We start from the raw sequence: 20,001 nt of genomic DNA on the forward strand, positions 1-20,001 counted from the left end.
GCCGTGGTCGGCCTGGCCGTACTCTCGCTCCTCGTCGACTGACACCGATCCGCGCACGGCACCCGGGGCGCCCGCCGAACGGCGGGCGCCCCGGGTCTTTCCGGGGTATGCGCCGAACTACGACCGCGGACCCGAGGTTTTGGAGGATCGTGATCATTACTCCGCGGCCCGGCACCGCATAGCCTGGCCGGAACCAGAGGGGGAGAGGGACTGATGAGCGGCACGAACCCGACCACCGGCGAGATCGGCGGCCCCGCGCGCCTGGCCGAGCTGCTCGACGCCCACGACTACCTCGCGGACGAGGGCGCGGCCACGGCCTGTTTCCTCGCCCTGAGGATGGGCCGCCCCCTCTTCCTCGAGGGCGACGCCGGGGTCGGCAAGACCGAGCTCGCGAAGGCCCTGGCCCGGGTGCTGGGCACCGAGCTGATCCGGTTGCAGTGCTACGAGGGGATCGACGCCGCCCAGGCCCTCTACGACTGGGACTACCCGCGCCAGCTGCTGCACCTGCGCGCCGCGCAGGCCGCCGGGGTGGCCGAGGTCGCCGCGCTCGAATCGGGCCTGTACGACCGCCGCTTCCTGCTGGCGCGCCCGCTGCTGCGGGCCCTGGAGAGCGGCGACGCGCACGCCCCGGCCGTACTGCTGGTGGACGAGGTCGACCGCGCCGACGACGAGTTCGAGGCGTTCCTGCTGGAGTTCCTGTCGGACTTCCAGATCTCCGTCCCCGAACTCGGGACGGTCCGCGCCGCCACCCCGCCCGTGGTGGTGCTCACCTCCAACCGCACCCGCGAGGTGCACGACGCGCTCAAACGCCGCTGCCTCTACCACTGGACGCCGCACCCGGACTTCGAGCGCGAGGTGGCCATCATCCGGCGCCGCCTGCCCGGCGCGGGCGAGCGGCTCAGCGGCCAGGTGGCCCGCGCCGTGCAGGCGCTGCGGGACCCCGCGAACGGGGTCGACCTGATCAAGCCGCCCGGTGTCGCCGAGAGCATCGACTTCACCGCGGCCCTGCTCGCCCTGGGCGTCCGCGAGCTCGACCGGGACTCCGCCGCGCGCGCCCTGGGCGCGCTGGTCAAGCACCGCGAGGACGACGAGAGGGTCCGGGCCCGGCTCGCGGCGCTGCTCGACGGCGGCGCCACGGAGACGGCGGGGTAGGCGGCCATGGCGGCGAACGCTCCGGATGTCATGGGCGCCATGGTGGGTTTCGTGCGGGCGCTGCGCGCCGCCGGGGTCCCCGCCGGGACGGCCAGGGCCCAGGCCTTCCTCGGCGCGCTGGAGGAGCTCGGCGTCGCGGACGCCTCGGCGGTGTACTGGGCCGGCCGGCTCACCCTGTGCGCGGGAGTGGCCGACCTGCCCGCCTACGACGCCTGCTTCGCCTACTACTTCTCCGCGGCGCCGCCGCGCGCGTCCCGCGCGGCCCCGGTCACCGTGGTGCGCGCCCCCATGTGGCAGCCCGAGTCCGGCCCGTCGCGGACGGGTCCGGACGAGGAGGAGCAGCACGCCGCCGCGGCCAGCGCCACCGAGGTCCTGCGTTCGCGCGACATCGCCACGCTGGACGACGGGGAGCGGGCCGAGGTCGCGCGGCTGCTGGGCCTGCTGTCGACGCGCAGGATCGTGCGCCGCACCCACCGGACCGCGCCGGCCGCGCGCGGCCGCCTCGACCACGCCCGCACCATCCGGGCAGCCCTGCGCAGCGGCGGCGAGCCGCTGCGGCTGCTGCGGCGGGCCCGCACCACCCGGCCGCGCCGCGTCGTGCTCGTCGTCGACGTGAGCGGCTCGATGTCGCCCTACGCCGACGCGCTGCTGCGCCTGGCGCACGCCCTGACGCGCGGACACCCCCGGCACACCGAGGTGTTCAGCGCGGGCACCCGGCTGACCAGGCTCACCGGCCCCATGCGGCTGCGCGACCCCGACGCGGCGCTCGGCGCGGCGGGCGCGGCCATACCCGACTGGAGCGGGGGGACCCGGCTGGGAGAGGAGCTCAAGGAGTTCCTCGACCTGCACGGCCGGCGGGGCATGGCGCGCGGCGCGCTCGTGGTCATCGCCTCGGACGGCTGGGAGCGCGGGGACGCGTCGCTGCTGGGAGAGCAGATGGCGCGGCTGTCCCGGCTCGCGTACAGGGTCGTCTGGGCCAACCCGCACAAGGCCCAGCCCGGTTACGAACCGCTGGCGGCGGGGATGGCCGCCGCACTGCCGCACATCGACGACTTCGTGTCCGGGCACAGCCTGGGCGCGTTGGAGGAACTGGCCGCCGCCGTCATCGGCGGCCGGATCGGGAGAGGGAGTCCGTATGCGTGACATCCGCGACGCGGTCGCCGAACTGTACGCCACAGGGGAGACGTTCGCGCTGGCCACCGTGGTCGACACCTACCGCAGCTCACCCAGGGAGGCGGGGGCGGCCATGGCGGTCGGCGCCTCGGGAGAGGTCGTGGGCAGCGTGTCGGGAGGCTGCGTGGAGGGCGCGGTCTACGAACTGGCCCAGGAGGTCATCGCCACGGGGACCCCGGTGCGCCGACGCTACGGCGTCAGCGATGACGACGCCTTCGCCGTCGGCCTGACCTGCGGGGGAACCCTGCACGTCCTCGTCGAGCCGATCGACCCGGCCCGCTGTCCGGGCCTGGACGACGTCGTCGCCGCGATCAACGGGCACCGGCCCGTCGCGGTGGCCACCGTCGCCTCGGGGCCGGAGCTGGGCGCGCGCCGCGTCGTCTGGCCGGACCGGGGCGAGGGGAGCCTGGGATCGGAGCGGCTGGACGCCGCGGTCGACGACGACGCGCTGGGCCTGCTCGCCCAGGGGCGCACCGGCATCCTCCGGTACGGGGCCGACGGCCAGCGGCGCGGCGACGAGCTGGAGGTGTTCGTGCAGTCCTTCGCCCCGGCCCCGCGCATGCTCGTCTTCGGCGCCATCGACTTCGCGGCCGCGGTCGCCGACATCGGCGCGTACCTGGGCTACCGGGTGACCGTGTGCGACGCCCGGCCGGTGTTCGCCACCGCCAAGCGCTTCCCCCGGGCGGACGAGGTCGTGGTGAAGTGGCCGCACGTCTACCTCGGCGAGATCGCCGCGGAGATCGACGAGCGGACCGCGGTCTGCGTGCTCACCCACGATCCCAAGTTCGACGTGCCGGTGCTCAAGGCGGCGTTGTCCACCCGGGCCGGGTACATCGGGGCGATGGGCAGCCGCCGCACCCACGAGGACCGCCTGGAGCGGCTGCGCGAGGTGGGGGTCACCGAGGAGCAGGTGGCCCGGCTGCGCTCCCCGATCGGGCTGGACCTGGGCGCGCGCACCCCCGAGGAGACGGCCGTGTCCATCGCCGCGGAGCTGGTCCAGACCCGGTGGGGCGGCAGCGGGCGCCCGCTCACCACGGGTTCGGGGCCCATCCACCACGCGCCCCTGGCGCGCAGCCTCATCTGACGCGCGGCCGCGGGCGGGCCGGAACCGGAACGGGAGGGGAAGACCCTGGCCGGATCCGGCCAGCACGGCCTGTGGTGTGAGCGGCCCGATGGGGTAAGGCTTCGCCTTCTCGGATAGATACGTTGCTTATGGGCGGTTCAGGGCGGAGGACGGGCTGATGGGACCGCCGACCGATGCGTGGCATCATCGCGGGATGAACACCACGCGCGCGCAATCCCCCGACCGCAGTGTCATCGCTGGTCTGCTGCTGGCCGCGGGCCAGGGCAGCCGACTGGGCGTTCCCAAGGCGCTGCTGGAAGTGGCCGGCGAGCGGCTGGTCGACCGTGGCGTGCGCACCCTGCGTGAGGGCGGATGCGACCCGGTCTACGTGGTGACCGGGGCGGCAGAGGTGGCCGTGGACGGCGCGTCCGGGGTGCACAACCCCGACTGGGACAGCGGGATGGGCTCGTCGCTGCGGGCCGGGCTGGACGTCCTGTCCGAGGAGGTCGAGGCCGTCGTCATCGCGCTGACGGACCAGCCCCTGGTGTCTCCGCCCGCGGTGCGCAGACTCGTGGACGCCTTCGACGGCGGCGCCCGCGCGGTCGTGGCGACCTACGCGGGGAACCCCCGCAACCCCGTGCTGCTGGCCCGCGAGCACTGGCCGAGCGTGCACGCCCTGGCCGAGGGCGACGTCGGCGCGCGCCCCTTCCTGCGCGCCTACTCGCACCTGGTCACGGAGATCCCCTGCGACGACGTGGCCCGTCCCGACGACATCGACACCCCCGAGGACCTGGCCCGCCTCCGGGAGCTCTGCGAACCCCGGCAGTAGGGACCGGGCAGAAGACCCCTGTGGGGACTCCCGTTGCTCTCGGCCTTCCCGGGGTCCCCACCATCTCCGAGGCCCCGGAAAGGTCACGATCAGCGAGGAGAACGAGCACCTCCTACGGAGGTTCCGGCGCGGGGGTGGATTCGGGCACCGGTGGTTTTGTTGACGGTCGTGGGCTTTCTGCCCGTTTCGGGGCCGGGAAGGGCAGAAGGCCCAAGGCCGTCAACGGAACCCTCACGCAACGGACGTCGTGGGCGCGGCCCCGACCCGCACCCGCCGTCGCCGCCCGCCGTGACAGGCCCCGAGCGGACCCCGACCCGACAGAGCCCCGACCACCCCCGCGCCGAAGGTCCCCTAGCGCGGCGGGGTCGAGGTGATGCCGTAGGACGACCCGGTGTGCTCGCCCGGGGCCAGGGCGATGACGTCGGTGCCGGTCGCGAAGGCGTTGGGAGGGCAGGTCATCGGCTCCACCGCCAGGTGCCGCCGGCGTTCGGGGCCGGGGCGGTCGGCGCTGAAGACCTGGATCCACGGGTAGCTGTCGTCGCACCACAGGCCCACCGCCGAGGACTCGTCGCTCAGCACCGTCCAGATGCGGCCGTCCCCACTCGTGCTCAGCCCGGTGAAGGCGGTGTCCAGCACGGTCTCCCCGACACGGCGCGCGGAGCGGAAGTCGTACCCGGTGCCCGCGACGGACCGCGCCGGGCCCGTGGGCAGCAGCCGGTCGTCGGTGGGCAGCCACTCCGAGGCCGGGAGCAGCAGGGTGGTCTCGTCCACCGGCCGGTCCAGGGTGAGGAAGTTGTGGGTGCCGTGGCCGTAGGGCGCGGTCCGGTCGCCGGTGTTGTGCGCCTCGATCCGCGTCGTCAGGCCCTGGTCGGCGTCGAGCGCGTAGCGCACCGAGAGCTCCAGCTGGAACGGGTAGCCCGCGGAGCCCTCCAGGTGGAGGGAGAACACCGCGGAGGCCGGCGTGATCTCGCTCGGCTTCCAGGGCAGGGACCGGGTGAGGCCGTGGATGGCGTTGTCCAGGGCGGGCTCGTTGAGCTCCAGCTGGTACTCGGCGCCGTCGAAGGCGTACCGGCCCCGGTCGATCCGGTTCGGCCAGGGGATCAGGACCTGGCCCTGCGAGAGCTGGGGGCGGCCCTCGGGGTACCCCCAGACGAGGTCCCGCCCGTCCCGGGACAGGGTGCGCAGTGCCGCGCCGAGCGGGTCCACCACGGCCCGGTATCCGCCGGCCCCCAGTTCGATCGTCGGGTGTTGGTTCCCGCTCATTCCTACCGCCGTTCTAGATGTTTGGCGCCCAGCGGGCCGTTGGTGAGAACAGCCCGGTTCCGCTCTTCGGAAACTACTACGGTAAGGGCTTTCCCTGCGCTTCCCGTGCTTCTTCGAGAGCTCCGGGTTCCCCGGCCCTCCTCGTCCGCGGTCTGCTCCGCGAAGGGGCCGGGGATCAGCCCGTCAGCATCGTGTACGGGATCAGTGCCCCCATGAACAGGAAGAACACCCCGTTGGCGAGCAGCCGGACACCGACCAGGACGCTGCCCGCGACCGCGAGGCGGTACGCGACGAGCCGGGTCCGGGCCTTGCGGTGCGCGTTGGCCGCGACGCGGCCGAGGAAGAGCAGCCCCAGGCCCAGCAGGACCGGGAACCACCACACCAGGCCGACCCCGCCCGGGATCAGGCCCAGCAGCGAGGACGCCAGGTCCGCCAGCGCGCTGATCGGGGCGCTGTCGCGGAACGTCTGAAGGCCGGAGAGCGTCCCCGCGACCCACTCCTGGTCGCTGAACAGCCCGCCCCCGGACTCCCACAACCACAGCCCCACGCCGTCCAGGACGCCCGCGAACGCGGCGGGGCGGGCGAAGCGGCGGCAGTTCCCGGCCTTCATCGCGCGCTGCACCTGGTCCATGCCGCGCTGGACGCGGCGGGCCTCGCGCCGGCGCCTGCGCTCGGCGCGCGCCGCGTCGCGCTGGTCGCCCGGGCCGGGGCGGCCCCACGGCGAGTAGGGCGGGACGGCGCCGTCCCGCCGACCGGACGCGTCGGCGCGGCGCTCGTCGATCATCCCCGAGACCCGGCTTCGGGTGCCGGTCCAGCCCTCGCCGACCGCGGTGGTGAACCGCGTCCAGCGGTCCTGCCGCCGCTCGCGGGCGGCGGCGCGGTCGCGGTCGCGTTCGGCGGCCCCGGCCTGCACCGCGCTGGGCAGCAGCAGCACCGCGGTGACCAGGGCCGCGTTCGTGGCCTGCGCGCCCTTGGCGCCGCGCAGCGCGGTGTCGCGCTGCCCGCTCCACCACTGGGCGCGGGGCGCGTCGCTGCGCTGGCCCGGACGCCAGGACTGGGCCCGCAGCAGGGACCTGTACCGGCCCGTGGCCTCGGGGTCCAGCACGAGCTCGGTGGCGCGCGCCCAGGCCGCCTCCCAGTGGTGCTCCTCGGGGCGGGTGAAGCCCGCGGTGCGCGCCAGCCGGTCCACGGTGGAGCGGGCCTCGCGCATGATGAGCGGGACCTCGTGCTGGACCCGCTCCAGCAGGACGCACCGGTTGGTGCCCTGGGCGCGGCACTCGGCGTGGTCGCACCAGTGCCGGGCCGCCGACCCCAGCGCCCCGAACTCGACCGCCTCGCGCAGCGCCGCGTGCCTGCTGCCCTCGCCGACGGCCAGGGCCAGGACCCCCTCGGCGCTCACCTCGTGGCCGCGGTAGCGGGGGGCCAGGCCGGGGACGAACTGGGCGGCCAGCGCGCTGATCGCCGCGTGCGCGCGCTCGGGGTGGTCGTTCACCTGGGTCAGGTGGGCACGGTCGAAGGTGAAGTCGCGCACCTCCCGGTCCAGCCAGGTGCGCAGGATCTGGTTGTGCGTGCGCAGCCAGACGGCGCCCTTGTCGGAGCGGTCCATCAGGTCGAAGGCGAGGCTGGGCGGGTCGTCGTGGGAGACCCCCGCGAAGGTGACGGGGGCGTGCCGCCGCGGCCGGGACACCTGCGGGCGCTCGCCCCGCAGCCACTGGCGCACCTCGGCGTCGCCCCAGCGCGCGTCGGGGACGGGGGTGAGCAGGCCGCGCACGAGCAGCCGCCAGTGGTCGTCCGCGACGGCGGAGACGTCCAGCTCGGTGTTGCGCGCGGTCAGCCAGTTCTCGCCGCGCGGAGGGCGGCGCCCGGTGACCATCTCGTGCGCCATGACGCCCAGCGACCACCACGCGGCCGGGGCCTCCCGGCGGCCCTCGATGACCTCGGGGGCCGCGTAGTCCTCGGTGACGGCCAGCCCGCCGTAGACCCGGCTCATGGTGGCGCGCACCGCCCCGCCGAAGTCGGTCAGCGCGAACACCGGCGGGTCCAGGCTCCGGACCAGCAGGTTCTCCGGCTTGACGTCGGTGTGGTTGTGCTGCAGCGACTCCTGCCAGTGGTGCAGGCAGTCGGCGACGGCCTCGACGACCGCGCGGGCCCGCTCGTCGGGGAGCGGGGCCTGGTCGATGAGCGCCCGCAGGGAGCCCTCGGCGAAGTACTCCTGGGCCTCCCAGGCGATCTCTTCGCCCCAGGAGGTGCGCGCGCGGCCGTAGCCGTGGATGGCGGGGGTGTGCGGGTCGGTCGAGCCGCGGGCGCGCAGGCGGTCCAGCAGTTCGCGGTTGATGTCGTGGCCGGGCCGGTACAGCTTCAGGGCGATCCGGCGCCCCGTCTCGCCCTCGGCCACCGGTTCGGCCAGGTAGACCACTGCCTCGCCGCCGTTGCCGATGTAGCCCTGGACGTTGTAGACCGCCCGCAGCTCGGCGGGGATGGCGTACTCGAGCTCGCTGGCCGGGCCCTCCACGACCCGCCAGGTCAGCCGGGTGAACCAGCGCAGGAGGGGGCCCAGGAGCCGTTGCCACCAGGGCGCCCGACCGGGCCCGGCGGGACCGGTCCCGCCGAGGCGCCGCGTGCGCGGCTCCAGGACGGCGGTGCGGGTCGGGTCCCCGCCGGCCGGGGACACGCCGGGCCGCAGCAGGGCGGTCATCCGGCGGGTCAGCCCCGCGCCGGGGGCGATCCTGGTGGTCGGCCCGGTGGGGTCGATCCTGCGGGTGCGCGCGTTCGGGTCGGTCGGTTCGGGAGCTGCCATCGTGGAAGCGATGTCTTTCCGGTGGTCGGTGGGTCGGCTGATACGCCGGGCCCCTCTCAGCGTAGGCGACGGGCGGTCGGCGCACCGGTCGGGAAGACCCTGGTGTTTCCCTTAGATCCCCATCAGGCCACAAAGGTTCCCGGACGGTAGCCTCCCCGCAGCGGGCGGGGGCTTGTCCGCTTTCGGCCAACTGGCTAGATTGGCCCAGTGGCTAGTCCAATGGCGGAGTGGTTGAGGTGAAGGAGGCGCCCAGTGGTGGGTGAAGGCGGACCGCTGGCCGGTGTCGTGGTCCTGGATCTGTCCCGGGCCCTCGCCGGTCCGCACGCGGCGATGATGCTGGGCGACCTGGGCGCGCGGGTGGTGAAGGTCGAGCAGCCCGGGACCGGTGACGACACCCGGGGCTGGGGGCCGCCCTTCGTCGGTCCCGACGACGAGCCCGTCAGCACCTACTTCCTGTCCTGCAACCGCAACAAGGAGTCCATCGAACTGGACCTGAAGTCCGAGGACGGCAGGACCCAGCTGACCCGGCTGGTCCGGGCCTCGGACGTGCTGGTGGAGAACTTCCGGCCGGGGGTGCTGGACCGGCTGGGCTTCTCCGTGGAGCGGCTGCACGAGCTCAACCCGCGCCTGGTGGTGTGCTCGATCAGCGGGTTCGGCCACGACGGCCCCGAGGGGGGCCGGGCCGGGTACGACCAGATCGCCCAGGGCGAGGCCGGACTGATGAGCATCACCGGGTCCTCGGCGGCCGAGCCCACCAAGGTCGGCGTGCCCATCGGGGACCTGCTCGCCGGGCTGCACGGCGCGTACGGCACGCTCAGCGCCCTCTACGAGCGCGAGCACACGGGCAGGGGGCGGGTCGTGCGCACCTCGCTGCTGTCCTCCATCGTCGGGGTGCACGCCTTCCAGGGAACCCGCTACACGGTCGCGGGCGAGGTGCCCCGGCCCATCGGCAACCACCACCCGTCCATCGCGCCGTACGGCGCGTTCGCCTGCGGCGAGGAGATGCTCCAGGTGGCGGTGGCCAGCGAGGGGCAGTGGGCCAAGTTCGCGGGGCTGCTCGGGCTGGACGCGGAGGACCCGCGGTTCGCCCGCAACGCCGACCGGGTCGCCAACAGGGACGCGCTGACCGGCCTCATCGAGGCGGTGCTGGCCACCGGGGACAGGGACGAGTGGCTGAAGCGCATCGGCGCGATCGGCGTCCCGTGCGGCGCGATCCGCACCATCGACCAGGTCTACGAGTGGGAGCAGACCCGCTCCCAGGGGCTGCTGCTGGAGGTGGACCACCCGGTCCTGGGCCCGATCGAGCTGCCCGGCCCGCCGGTCCGCTTCGACGCCCACCCCGGCGAGGCGGCCGCCGGCCGCGTCGGCCACCGGCCGCCGCCCGGCCTGGGCGAGCACAACGAGAGCGTCCGCGCCTGGCTGGACGAACTGGACGCCGGGAGGGGTTAGCGCTCCGGCCGGAGGCGTCTGTTCTCCCTGCTGATCTCGGCCTTCTCGGGGTCTCGACCGCCTCCGAGGCCCCGGAAACGTCAAGACCAGAAGGGGGACCACCACGAACCGGAGGCCGCCGACGTGCTGGTCGGCGGCCTCCGGGGACGCTGGAGGGGTCCTCCTGGGGTCAGCCCTGCTGGAGGGTGAACTCGGCGTCGATCTCGATCTTGATCTTGTCGCCCACGACCACGCCGCCGCCGTCCATCGGCATCTCGATGTCCACACCGAACTCCTTGCGGCTGATCTCGGTCTCGGCGTGGAAGCCGGCGCGGTTCATGCCGTAGGGGTCGATGGTGGAGCCGTTGAACTCCAGGGCCAGCTCCACCGGGCGGGTGTTGCCCTTGATGGTGAGGTCGCCGGTCAGGACGAAGTCGTCGCCCTTCCGAGCCGCGCCGGTCGAGACGAAGGCGAACTCCGGGTAGGTCTCGACGTGGAAGAAGTCCGCCGAGCGGATGTGCTCGTCGCGCTGCGGCTGGTTGGTGTTGATCGAGGTGGCGTCGATCGTGGCGGTCACCGAGGACTGGAACGGGTCCTCGGCGACGGTCAGAGTGGCGTCGAACTTCTCGAAGCGGCCGCGGACCTTGCTGACCATCATGTGGCGCACGGAGAAGCCGACCTCCGAGTGCGCGGCGTCGATGGTCCAGGTGCCCGGAAGGAGCTTCTGCTCGGCCATGGTGTCCCCCAGCGTGTGTCGTCTCAAGGTGGATCGGGGGCGGCGTGTCCGGTGTCGGCCACCGCATCCCCGAAAGAATCTTCCTTGGAAGAGAATTTAGCGCCGAATCCGGAAACACGCAAGTACGATTGCCGCCATGAACGCGGTCAACTGGCTCGACGCGAGGGAGCAGCGCGTCTGGCGCGGTTTTCTCGCCGTCAACTCCCTGCTCCAGGAACGTCTCGACCGGGATCTGCAGCGCCGGGACGGGTTCACGCTCGTGGAGTACGCGATCCTGGTCCACCTCTCCGAAGCCGAGGGGCGGCGCATGCGCATGCGGAGTCTCGCCGACACCGTGATCGTCTCCAAGAGCCGCCTGTCCCACCAGGTCACGCGTCTGGAGAAGGACGGGTACGTGCGGCGGGAGAGCTGCGAGGAGGACCGGCGCGGCTCCTGGGCGGTGCTCACCCCCGAAGGGCTCAAGGCACTGCGCGGGGCCGCGCCCGGCCACGTCTCCGAGGTCAGGGCGAACCTGTTCGACCGGCTCACCGACGAGCAGGTCGACTCCCTCGGCGAGATCATGGCGGTCCTGGAAGAGGGGCTGCGCGGCGACTCGACCGCTTGAGGGCCGAAACACCGGTTTTCGGCGGGAGGAGCTCGGCTCCGCGGGGGTGGAGCAAGTAGAGTCACGCACGTGACCGGACCGACCATCATTGGCGCCCAGAGCTTCCGTGACGACGACGGAAGCGTCGACCCCGACGTGCGAGAGAAGCTCGACGCCTACGCCCAGGGGAGTATCGGCGACCGCCAGGTACTGGCGGCGCTGGGGCCCGCCCGGCTGCTGGTCCCGGTCGTCGCGATGGCGACCGAGGTCGAGGAGGGCGAGGACGGCCTCCGGCGCGACAAGAAGAGCGAAGTCGTGATGCCGGTCCTGGTCGGCAAGGACGGGCGCCGCGGCGTGCTCGCCTTCAGCTCCGTGGACACCGTCAAGCGCTGGCGCGAGGACGCCCGGCCGATCCCGGTCACCACCCTGGACGCCTGCCGCGCCGCCATCGACGACGGGGCCGACGCCGTCGTCGTGGACGTGGCCGGGCCCGTGACCTACGCGATCCAGGGGCGCTTCCTGACCAGCCTGGCCGAGCACGGACGGGTGCCCGAGCCCAAGGAGGACCCCCAGATCCTCTCGCTGATCTACCGCGTCACGCACACCGAGTTCGGGATCGAGCGCGTCCGCATCCACGACTCCAAGCACGCCGACATCGGCGTCCGGCTGGAACTGGACCGGCGCGACGACGAGTCCATCCGCCGCGTGGCCGAGCGCCTCGCCGCCGAACTCGCCGTCATGCTGCCCGGCGGCGTCGAGCTGAGCGCCGTGGTCCGCGCCCGCCGCGAGGGCTGACGGGCCCCGGCCGCCGCGGCCCACCGGATCGCGGCATCCCGCCGGCGACCTCGGGAAGCTCCGGCGCGGGGGTGATTCTTGTACCGGTGGTTCGGGGGGCTTCCGGCCTCACGTCACGCGGATCACAAGATGACAGCAGGCGGCGACGGCGGGTGCGGGTCGAGGCCGCGCCCACGACGTCCGTTTCGCGTGGTTTTCGTTGGTGATCTTGCGGTTCCCCCCCCCGAAGTCAAGGTTTCCGGAGGGGGGAACAGCAAGATCACCGGACATTCGAGGGCCGGTTCCGCCCTTGCTCGGAATGATCATGGGCTTTCCGCCCTTCCAGGCCCCGAAACGGGCGGAAAGCCCACGACCGTCAACGGAACCCTCACGCAACGGACATGATGGGCGCGGCCCCGACCCGCCCCCGCCGTCGCCGCCTGCCGTAACAGGCCCCGAGCGGACCCTGCTCCAACAGAGCCCGAACCACCCCCGCGCCGGAGACTCCATAGAGTTCACCTCATGCCCCCCTCCTCGGATCTTCTTCTCGGCCTCGGGCTGGCGCTGTCGGGTGCTGCCCTGGCCGTCTTCGTCGGGCGGACGGTTCCGCTGTTCCAGGCGTACGAGCCCGATCCGGACAGCGAGTCCGGGCCGCCTCCCCCGACCTTCCCCGGATCGGGGCGGCGGGTGCCGTGGGCGCGCTGGTCGCCGCTGCCGTGGCGGCTCGTGGCGACCGGGCGCGCCCCCGACGGGGAGCGGGTGCGCGCGCCGCTGGACGCGGTGCTCGGCGCGGCCGCCGCGTTCGCCGCGGTGGGCGCCTCCTCGGCGCAGCGATCGGCCGCCGAGGTCGCGGCCCTGGCCTTCCTGGCGCTGTGGGGGGCGGTGCTGGCCGCTATCGACACCCGCACCAGGCGTCTGCCCAACCCCCTGGTGCTGCCCGCCTACCCGGTCGCGCTGGCCCTGCTGGCCGTCGCCGCCCTCACCACCCCGGGCGGCCTCGACCAGGCCGCGGACGCGCTCGTCGGGATGGCCGGGCTGTGGGCGTTCTACTGGCTGCTGTGGTTCGTCTACCCGGCGGGCATGGGCTGGGGCGACGTCAAGCTCTCCGGCCTGCTCGGCCTCTACCTGGGCTGGTCGGGCCTCGGCTCGGTGGTCAGCGGCACCTTCGCGGCCTTCCTGCTCTCGGCCTGCGTCGGCCTGGTGCTGATGGTGCTCGGCAGGGTCGGACGCGGGACCCAGATCCCCTTCGGGCCCTTCATGGTCGTCGGGGCTCTCGCCGTGATCGTCGTGGGGGACCCGCTTCCGCTGCTCACAGGGTGAGACCGATGTCGGCTCCGGGCGCCGGGCATGGAAAGATCTAGGGCATGTTGCGCTGGCTGACCGCTGGGGAGTCCCACGGACCGGCACTCGTCGCGATCCTGGAGGGCCTTCCGGCCGGTGTGTCCGTCTCCTCGGACGACATCGCCGCCGCGTTGCTCCGCCGCCGCGCCGGGTACGGTCGGGGAGCCCGTATGAAATTCGAGCAGGACGAGGTCTCCGTCATCGGGGGCGTCCGCCACGGCCGCACCCTGGGCGGACCGGTGGCCATCGAGGTGGGGAACACCGAGTGGCCCAAGTGGGAGAAGGTGATGTCTCCCGACCCGGTCCCCGCCGAGGTGCTCGACGGGATCGCGCGCAACGCGCCGCTGACCCGTCCCCGGCCCGGGCACGCCGACCTCGTCGGCATGCAGAAGTACGGCCACGACGAGGCCCGCCCGGTCCTGGAGCGCGCCAGCGCCCGGGAGACCGCGGCCCGCGTCGCCGTCGGCGAGGTCGCCCGGCGGTTCCTCCGCCAGGCCCTGGGCATCGAGGTCCTCAGCCACGTGGTCTCCATGGGAGAGGTCGCCGTCCCCGAGGACGCGCCGCGGCCCGGTCCCGAGGACCTGGACCGCGTGGACTCCGACCCGGTCCGCTGCTTCGACCCCGGGACCAGCGCCCGCATGGTCGCCGAGGTCGACGACACCCGCAAGACCGGCGACACCCTCGGCGGCGTCGTCGAGGTCCTGGCCTACGGCCTGCCGCCGGGGCTGGGCAGCCACGTCCACTGGGACCGCCGCCTCGACGCGCGCCTGGCCGGAGCCCTCATGGGCATCCAGGCCATCAAGGGAGTGGAGGTCGGCGACGGCTTCCGCACCGCCGCGCGGCGGGGCTCCGCCGCGCACGACGAGATCGAGCCCGGCGAAGGCGGCGTGCGCCGCCGCACCAACCGCGCGGGCGGCGTCGAAGGCGGTATGAGCACCGGGGACCCGCTGCGCGTGCGCGCGGCGATGAAGCCCATCGCCACCGTGCCGCGCGCTCTGGACACCATCGACGTGGCCACCGGCGAGACCGCCCAGGCCCACCACCAGCGCAGCGACGTCACGGCCGTCCCGGCCGCGGGCGTGGTCGCCGAGGCCATGGTCGCCCTGGTCCTGGCCGAGGCCGCCATCGAGAAGTTCGGCGGCGACTCGGTTCCCGAGACCGCCCGCAACCTGCGCGGCTACCTGGAATCGCTGACCATCAGGTAGTCGCGCCCAACCACACGGGCAGAGGAGTCCTCCGATGAGCGGAGCCATCGCGGTCCTGATCGGTTCGCCCGGTTCGGGCAAGTCCACCGTCGGCCGGGCGCTGGCCGAGCGGCTCGGCGTCGAACTGGTCGACACCGACGCCGAGATCGAGTCGCGCGCGGGCAAACCCGTCAGCGACATCTTCGTCGAGGACGGCGAGGAGGCGTTCCGCGCGATGGAGCGCGAGGTCGTGGCCGAGGCGCTCGCCGGGGCCACCGGTGTCGTCGCCCTGGGCGGCGGCTCGGTGCTGGACGAGCGCACCCGCGCGGACCTGGCCGCGCACCACGTCGTCTACCTCCAGGTGGAGTTCGCCGACGCGGCCAAGCGCGTGGGCCTCGACGCCGCGCGCCCGCTCCTGATGGGCAACCCGCGCGCCCGGCTCAGGGCCCTGCTGGAGGAGCGCCTGCCCGTCTACCAGGGGCTGGCCACGACCACCGTGTCGACCAGCTCCCGGCACCCCGAAGAGGTCGTCGACCGGATCGTCGAGGCCGTCACCGCGGAGGACCGGCGATGAAGCCCACCCGGATCGGTGTCGGCGGCTCCTCCGCCCCCTACGACGTGGTCGTGGGCAGCGGCGTCCTGGGCGAGCTGCCCGGGCTGGTGGGGACGGGGGCGCGGCGGGTCGCGGTCGTGCACCCGGCCTCGCTCGAGGGGGTCGCCCGGCCGGTGTGCGCGGTGCTGGGCGCGGCCGGCTTCGAGACGCACCCGATGGCGGTCCCCGACGGCGAGGCCGCCAAGGACGTGTCGGTGGCCGCGGACCTGTGGTCGCGCCTGGGACGGGCCGCCTTCACCCGCACCGACGTCGTCGTGGGCGTGGGCGGGGGCGCCACCACGGACCTGGCCGGGTTCGTGGCGGCGAGCTGGCTGCGCGGCGTGCGCGCGGTCCTGGTCCCCACCACCCTGCTGGGCATGGTCGACGCCGCGGTCGGCGGCAAGACCGGCATCAACACCGCCGAGGGCAAGAACCTCGTCGGCGCGTTCCACCCGCCCGCCGGGGTCCTGTGCGACCTGGGAACGCTGCCCACGCTGCCGCGCGCGGACTACATCGGCGGGCTCGCCGAGATCGTCAAGGCCGGGTTCATCGCCGACCCGGTCATCCTCGACCTGGTCGAGGCCGACCCCCAGGGCGCGACCCGGCCCGAGGGCGAGCACACCCGGGAGATCATCGAGCGCGCCATCGCGGTCAAGGCCGAGGTCGTCTCCTCGGACCTGCGCGAGAGCGGCCGCCGCGAGTTCCTCAACTACGGGCACACCCTGGGCCACGCCATCGAGCGGGCCGAGAACTACACCTTCCGGCACGGCTACGCCGTCTCCATCGGCATGGTCTTCGCCGCCGAGCTGGCCCGCCTGGACGGCCGCATCGACGAGGCCACCGCGCTCCGGCACCGCCGGGTCCTGGAGTCGGTCGGCCTGCCGGTGCACTACGCCGCGGAGGCGTGGCCCGCCCTGCGCGACACCATGCGGGTGGACAAGAAGACCCGCGGCGCGACGCTGCGCTTCGTGGTCCTGGACGGGATCGCCGAACCCGCGATCCTGGCCGGTCCGGAGGCCGGGCTGCTGGACCGGGCGTACCGCGCGGTGAGCGGCACAGCGCCGGTCGCGCCCGACACCCACTAGACTGGCCTCTCAGGGCGTGTTCCGGCTCTTCGCGACATAAGAGGCCCGCCCGGCTCGCGCCGGGAGCGGCGTGCGCCGGAACACCGAGACTCCTGCCGCGTGCGTCGCGGCGCCCCGTAGGGCGCGGGCGGCCGCGGCACGCGGATCACCGAATTTTTCGCCTTACTGCTTGGAGAGACGACCGAAGTGGCGACGACGAACGACCTCAAGAACGGCATCACTCTGAAGCTCGACGGCGGCGAGCTCTGGAGCGTCGTTGAATTCCAGCACGTCAAGCCGGGCAAAGGCGGCGCCTTCGTGCGCACCAAGCTGAAGAACGTCACGTCCGGCAAGGTCGTGGACAAGACCTTCAACGCGGGCGTCAAGGTGGAGGTCGCCAACGTCGACCGCCGCGACATGCAGTACCTCTACGCCGACGACGAGTCCTACGTGTTCATGGACACCGAGACCTACGACCAGCTCTACATCCCGCGCGAGGTCGTCGGCAAGAACGCCGACTACCTGCTGGAGAGCGCCACCGCGGTCGTCGCCGTCAACGAGGGCAACCCGCTCTACATCGAGCTGCCCGCCTCGGTCGAGATGGTCATCTCCCAGACCGACCCCGGCCTGCAGGGCGACCGCTCCACCGGCGGCACCAAGCCCGCCACCCTGGAGACCGGCGCCGTCATCCAGGTGCCGCTGTTCATCAGCACCGGCGAGAAGATCAAGGTCGACACCCGTTCCGGTGATTACCTGGGCCGCGTCAACTGATGAGCGGAGCACGACGAAAGGCCCGCCGGCGCGCGGTGGAAGTGCTGTACGAGGCCGAACTCCGCGGGGTCACCGTCGAGAAGGTGATCCAGCGCCGCCGGATCCAGACCGAACCGCCGATCAACGAGTTCACCGAGCGGCTCGCCGCCGCGGTGGACGAGCGGCGCGGGCGGATCGACGAACTCCTCGACGCCTACGCCATCGGCTGGACGCTGGAGCGCATGCCGGTGGTCGACCGGAACATCCTGCGGATGGGCGCCTACGAGCTGCTGTGGGCCGAGGACATCCCCGACGGGGTCGCGATCGCCGAGGCGGTGGCGGTGGCCAAGGAGCTGTCCACCGACGAATCGCCCACCTTCATCAACGGCCTGCTCTCGCGGCTGATGGAGAACAAGGCCTCGCTCGCCCTGTAGGGCGGGGGCAGGGAAAGGACCCGTTCGTGTCAGACCCGCTCGGCGCCGTCGCCGCCGCGTCCACCGGTTCCAGGCGCGCCGCCAACGTCGCGCGCACCGCCGTGCTCTGGGAGGTGCTGAGCGCCGAACTGGCCCGGGCCGGCGAGGGGGCCGACGGCCCGCTGGAGATCGTCGACGCGGGGGGCGGCACCGGCGGTGCCGCCGTTCCGCTCGCCGCCCTCGGGCACCGCGTGACCGTCGTGGACCCCAGCCCCGACTCACTGGCCGCGCTGGAGCGCCGCGCCGCCGAGGCGGGGGTCCGGGTGCGCGGGGTCCAGGGCGACACCCGGGACCTGCGCGACCTGCTTCCCGGGGACCACGCCCACCTGGTCCTCGTGCACAACGTCCTGGAGTACGTGGACGACCCGCTCGCCGCGCTGCGCGACGTCGTGGCCGTCACCCGGCCCGGCGGGGCGGTCAGCCTGCTCGCAGCCAACGCCGTGGCCGCGGTGCTGCACCGGGCCCTCGCCGGGCACCTGGCCGACGCGCTGGCCCTGCTCGACTCGCCCGACGGCCGGTGGGGGCGGGGCGACCCGATGCCGCGCCGCTTCACCGCCGAGGGGGTCGTCGCGCTGGCCCACGAGGCGGGGCTCCCCGTGGCGGAGCTGTGCGGGGTCCGGGTCCTGGGCGACCTGCTGCCCGGCCGGGTCTTCGAGGACCCGCAGGTCCCCGACACGCTCGTGGCGCTGGAGAGGGCCGCCTCGGCCCATCCGGAGCTGTCCGGCATCGCCACCCAGCTGCACGTGCTGGCGCGTCGGCCGGACTGACCGGAATCCGCCGTCGCGGTGTCCGCGCCGCTCGGTGGAACGGCGGGGTGGGAGCGGTTCGGGTGGGAAGTCCAGGAGGTGTCCCATGAGTCGGCGGCAGCTCGAGCGCGGCCGGGCCGTGCGCGGGACGGTGACCGCGGACGGCATCGCGCCCCTCGGCCGGGCGGACCCCGACGACGCCGACTGCGTCGTCCTGCACATCGACATGGACGCCTTCTTCACCAGCGTCGAGGAGCTGCGCAGCCCCGGGCTCCGGGGGCGCCCGGTGATCGTCGGCGGCACCGGACCGCGCGGGGTCGTGGCCGCCGCCAACTACCCGGCCCGCGAGTACGGCGTGCACTCGGCGATGCCCATGTCCAGGGCCCTGCGGATGTGCCCGGACGCGGTCGTGCGCCCGCCCGACGGCGCCGCCTACCGGCGGGTCTCCGCGGCCGTCATGGACATCCTGCGCTCGGTCACCCCCGAGGTGGAGCAGCTGTCCGTGGACGAGGCGTTTCTGGACGTGTCGGGCGCGCGCCGCCGCCTCGGCGGCCCGGTGCGGATCGCCGAGCTCATCCGCTCCCGCGTCCACGGGGAGCAGGGCCTCACCTGCTCGGTCGGGGTCGCGGCCACCAAGTTCGCCGCGAAGCTCGCCTCCACCCGGTGCAAGCCCGACGGACTGCTGCTCATCCCCACCGCGCACGTCGCCGCCTTCCTGCACCCGCTGCCCGTCGGGGCGCTGTGGGGCGTGGGGGACAAGACCGAGCAGGCCCTCAGACGCCTGGGTCTGCGCACGGTCGGCGACGTCGCGCGCACGCCGCCCGAGACGCTGCGCCACGAACTGGGCCAGGCGCTGGGCGCGCACCTCGCCGAACTGGCGTGGGGGCGCGACCCCCGCCCCGTCACCACCGAGACCGCCGACAAGAGCGTCGGCGCGGAGGAGACCTTCGACAGCGACGTGCGCGATCCCGAGACGATCCGCCGCGAACTGCTGCGCCTCACGGAGAAGGTCGCGCGGCGGCTGCGCGCGAGCGGGCAGGCCGGGCGCACGGTCGTGGTCAAGCTGCGCCGCGCCGACTTCCGCACCGTCACCCGGTCGCGCACCCTGGGCGAGCCCACCGACGTGGCCCGGGAGGTCTTCACCGCGGCCGGGGAGCTGTACGAGGCCTCGGGGCTGTCGGGGGTGCCGCTGCGGCTGGTGGGGGTGCGGATGGAGGGCCTGGTGCCCGCCGGGCAGATCCACCACCAGTTGGCGCTGGACGAGCCGGACCAGGGGTGGCGGGCCGCCGAGCGGGTCCAGGACGAGGTGATCCGCCGGTTCGGCGCCGGGGCGATCGGCCCGGCGGCGTTGGCGTTTCGTGATGAAGACGACGTATGATCCGGCATCTTTCCGCGCCGGTTCGCGTTGCACGTGTCAGGGACGACCGGGGAGCCACCCCGGTCCGCGACGGTTCCCCAGGTCCAAGGGGAGAGAAGGACGGAGGTCCCGTGAGAGCCGGTGTAGTCGGGGGTACTGTGGTCGATGTGGGTGGTCCAGGCGCGCATCTTTTCTTTTCACCGAGCGCTAAGTCCCCGTATTCTGGGCATACCACTGGCCATCAGATTGTTGTTCAGCACCCGTTGCCCCAACCGGGGACTGTTTTTGGGAGGCGCCGTGCCGCTCTCTGAACATGAGCAGCGCATGCTCGAGCAGATCGAGCGGGCGCTGTACGCGGAGGACCCGAAGTTCGCGAACACCGTTCGGCAGACGAACCCGCAGGTCCACTACAAGCGCCGGCTAATCAAGGCTTCTATCGGCTTCGTGGTTGGCATCTGCCTCCTGCTCGGAGGGATGGTCTTCCAGGCGGTTCCGGTCAGCGTCGCCGGTTTCATCGTCATGCTGGCATGCGCGCTGTGGGGCCTGTCCGGGTGGCGGCGGGCCGCCGGCGGGCAGACCGAGAGCGATCAGGCAACGGTCCGGCAGCGCAAGCAGCAGCGCCCCGGAATGATGAACCGCTTCGAGGAGCGCTGGCGCCGCCGCCAGGAGGGCGAGCACTAGCCGGACAGGTGACAC

The 20,001-nt window shown here is 73.5% G+C and carries 19 protein-coding genes; 16 read left to right on the forward strand and 3 right to left on the reverse strand.

Features of this window, described 5'->3' with window-relative positions; translation table 11 throughout:
• Positions 1-213 precede the first annotated feature (213 nt).
• The 4 genes from EV190_RS11305 to EV190_RS11320 all read left to right on the forward strand — a co-directional run bounded on the left by EV190_RS11305 (position 214) and on the right by EV190_RS11320 (position 4,217).
• Complete coding sequence (locus tag EV190_RS11305; RefSeq protein ID WP_133741461.1) at positions 214-1,152, forward strand: AAA family ATPase; 939 nt, start codon at positions 214-216, stop codon at positions 1,150-1,152.
• 6 nt (positions 1,153-1,158) lie between these two features.
• Entirely contained in the window at positions 1,159-2,295 is a 1,137-nt protein-coding gene (locus EV190_RS11310) for a vWA domain-containing protein (protein WP_243742505.1), read from the forward strand.
• A complete protein-coding gene (locus EV190_RS11315) occupies positions 2,288-3,409 on the forward strand; it encodes an XdhC family protein (RefSeq protein WP_133741463.1) in 1,122 nt (373 codons plus the stop codon). Before EV190_RS11310 ends, EV190_RS11315 begins: the two co-directional genes overlap by 8 nt.
• Positions 3,410-3,641: 232 nt before the next feature.
• Positions 3,642-4,217 carry a nucleotidyltransferase family protein gene (locus EV190_RS11320; protein WP_133741522.1) on the forward strand — a complete coding sequence of 192 codons (576 nt, stop codon included), beginning with the start codon at positions 3,642-3,644 and terminating at the stop codon, positions 4,215-4,217.
• 351 nt (positions 4,218-4,568) lie between these two features.
• Here the strand turns inward: EV190_RS11320 and EV190_RS11325 are convergent, their stop codons facing one another.
• Together EV190_RS11325 and EV190_RS11330 are read right to left on the reverse strand one after the other, a co-directional pair.
• Entirely contained in the window at positions 4,569-5,480 is a 912-nt protein-coding gene (locus EV190_RS11325) for an aldose 1-epimerase family protein (RefSeq protein ID WP_133741464.1), read from the reverse strand.
• Positions 5,481-5,655: 175 nt separating this feature from the next.
• Positions 5,656-8,277 carry a protein kinase domain-containing protein gene (locus EV190_RS11330; protein ID WP_133741465.1) on the reverse strand — a complete coding sequence of 874 codons (2,622 nt, stop codon included), beginning with the start codon at positions 8,275-8,277 and terminating at the stop codon, positions 5,656-5,658.
• Positions 8,278-8,532: 255 nt separating this feature from the next.
• Between EV190_RS11330 and EV190_RS11335 the strand changes: the two genes are divergently transcribed.
• Positions 8,533-9,726, forward strand: coding sequence for a CaiB/BaiF CoA transferase family protein (locus EV190_RS11335; protein ID WP_133741466.1), 1,194 nt, complete (start codon positions 8,533-8,535; stop codon positions 9,724-9,726).
• Positions 9,727-9,895: 169 nt separating this feature from the next.
• On the opposite strand, the gene EV190_RS11340 is transcribed toward EV190_RS11335, so the two are convergent.
• Positions 9,896-10,441 (reverse strand): YceI family protein, encoded by a 546-nt coding sequence (locus EV190_RS11340; RefSeq protein WP_133741523.1) that lies wholly within the window; start codon positions 10,439-10,441, stop codon positions 9,896-9,898.
• Positions 10,442-10,577: 136 nt separating this feature from the next.
• Between EV190_RS11340 and EV190_RS11345 the strand changes: the two genes are divergently transcribed.
• From EV190_RS11345 to EV190_RS11395, 11 genes are all read left to right on the forward strand, one after another.
• Positions 10,578-11,045 (forward strand): MarR family winged helix-turn-helix transcriptional regulator, encoded by a 468-nt coding sequence (locus EV190_RS11345; RefSeq protein WP_133741467.1) that lies wholly within the window; start codon positions 10,578-10,580, stop codon positions 11,043-11,045.
• Positions 11,046-11,114: 69 nt separating this feature from the next.
• Positions 11,115-11,819 (forward strand): SseB family protein, encoded by a 705-nt coding sequence (locus tag EV190_RS11350; protein ID WP_133741468.1) that lies wholly within the window; start codon positions 11,115-11,117, stop codon positions 11,817-11,819.
• 501 nt (positions 11,820-12,320) lie between these two features.
• Entirely contained in the window at positions 12,321-13,118 is a 798-nt protein-coding gene (locus tag EV190_RS11355; protein WP_133741469.1) for a prepilin peptidase, read from the forward strand.
• Positions 13,119-13,162: 44 nt separating this feature from the next.
• Positions 13,163-14,344, forward strand: a complete 1,182-nt coding sequence (gene aroC / locus EV190_RS11360; RefSeq protein WP_133741470.1) for a chorismate synthase — start codon at positions 13,163-13,165, stop codon at positions 14,342-14,344.
• 34 nt (positions 14,345-14,378) lie between these two features.
• The gene (locus EV190_RS11365; protein ID WP_133741471.1) at positions 14,379-14,897 is read left to right on the forward strand and encodes a shikimate kinase; all 519 of its coding nucleotides are present in this window, start codon (positions 14,379-14,381) and stop codon (positions 14,895-14,897) included.
• On the forward strand, positions 14,894-16,000 hold the full coding sequence (aroB, locus tag EV190_RS11370; RefSeq protein ID WP_133741472.1) for a 3-dehydroquinate synthase: 1,107 nt from the start codon (positions 14,894-14,896) through the stop codon (positions 15,998-16,000). The genes EV190_RS11365 and aroB overlap by 4 nt, the downstream gene beginning before the upstream one ends.
• A 186-nt stretch (positions 16,001-16,186) precedes the next feature.
• Positions 16,187-16,750, forward strand: a complete 564-nt coding sequence (efp, locus tag EV190_RS11375) for an elongation factor P (RefSeq protein ID WP_133741473.1) — start codon at positions 16,187-16,189, stop codon at positions 16,748-16,750.
• Complete coding sequence (nusB, locus tag EV190_RS11380; RefSeq protein ID WP_133741474.1) at positions 16,750-17,163, forward strand: transcription antitermination factor NusB; 414 nt, start codon at positions 16,750-16,752, stop codon at positions 17,161-17,163. The genes efp and nusB overlap by 1 nt, the downstream gene beginning before the upstream one ends.
• Before the next feature lie 26 nt (positions 17,164-17,189).
• Positions 17,190-17,969, forward strand: coding sequence for a methyltransferase domain-containing protein (locus tag EV190_RS11385; RefSeq protein WP_133741475.1), 780 nt, complete (start codon positions 17,190-17,192; stop codon positions 17,967-17,969).
• A gap of 85 nt (positions 17,970-18,054) precedes the next feature.
• The gene (locus EV190_RS11390; RefSeq protein ID WP_133741476.1) at positions 18,055-19,326 is read left to right on the forward strand and encodes a DNA polymerase IV; all 1,272 of its coding nucleotides are present in this window, start codon (positions 18,055-18,057) and stop codon (positions 19,324-19,326) included.
• A gap of 276 nt (positions 19,327-19,602) precedes the next feature.
• The gene (locus EV190_RS11395; RefSeq protein ID WP_133741477.1) at positions 19,603-19,986 is read left to right on the forward strand and encodes a DUF3040 domain-containing protein; all 384 of its coding nucleotides are present in this window, start codon (positions 19,603-19,605) and stop codon (positions 19,984-19,986) included.
• Positions 19,987-20,001 lie beyond the last annotated feature (15 nt).

The organism is Actinorugispora endophytica (genome assembly GCF_004363075.1).
Lineage (GTDB): Bacteria > Actinomycetota > Actinomycetes > Streptosporangiales > Streptosporangiaceae > Actinorugispora > Actinorugispora endophytica.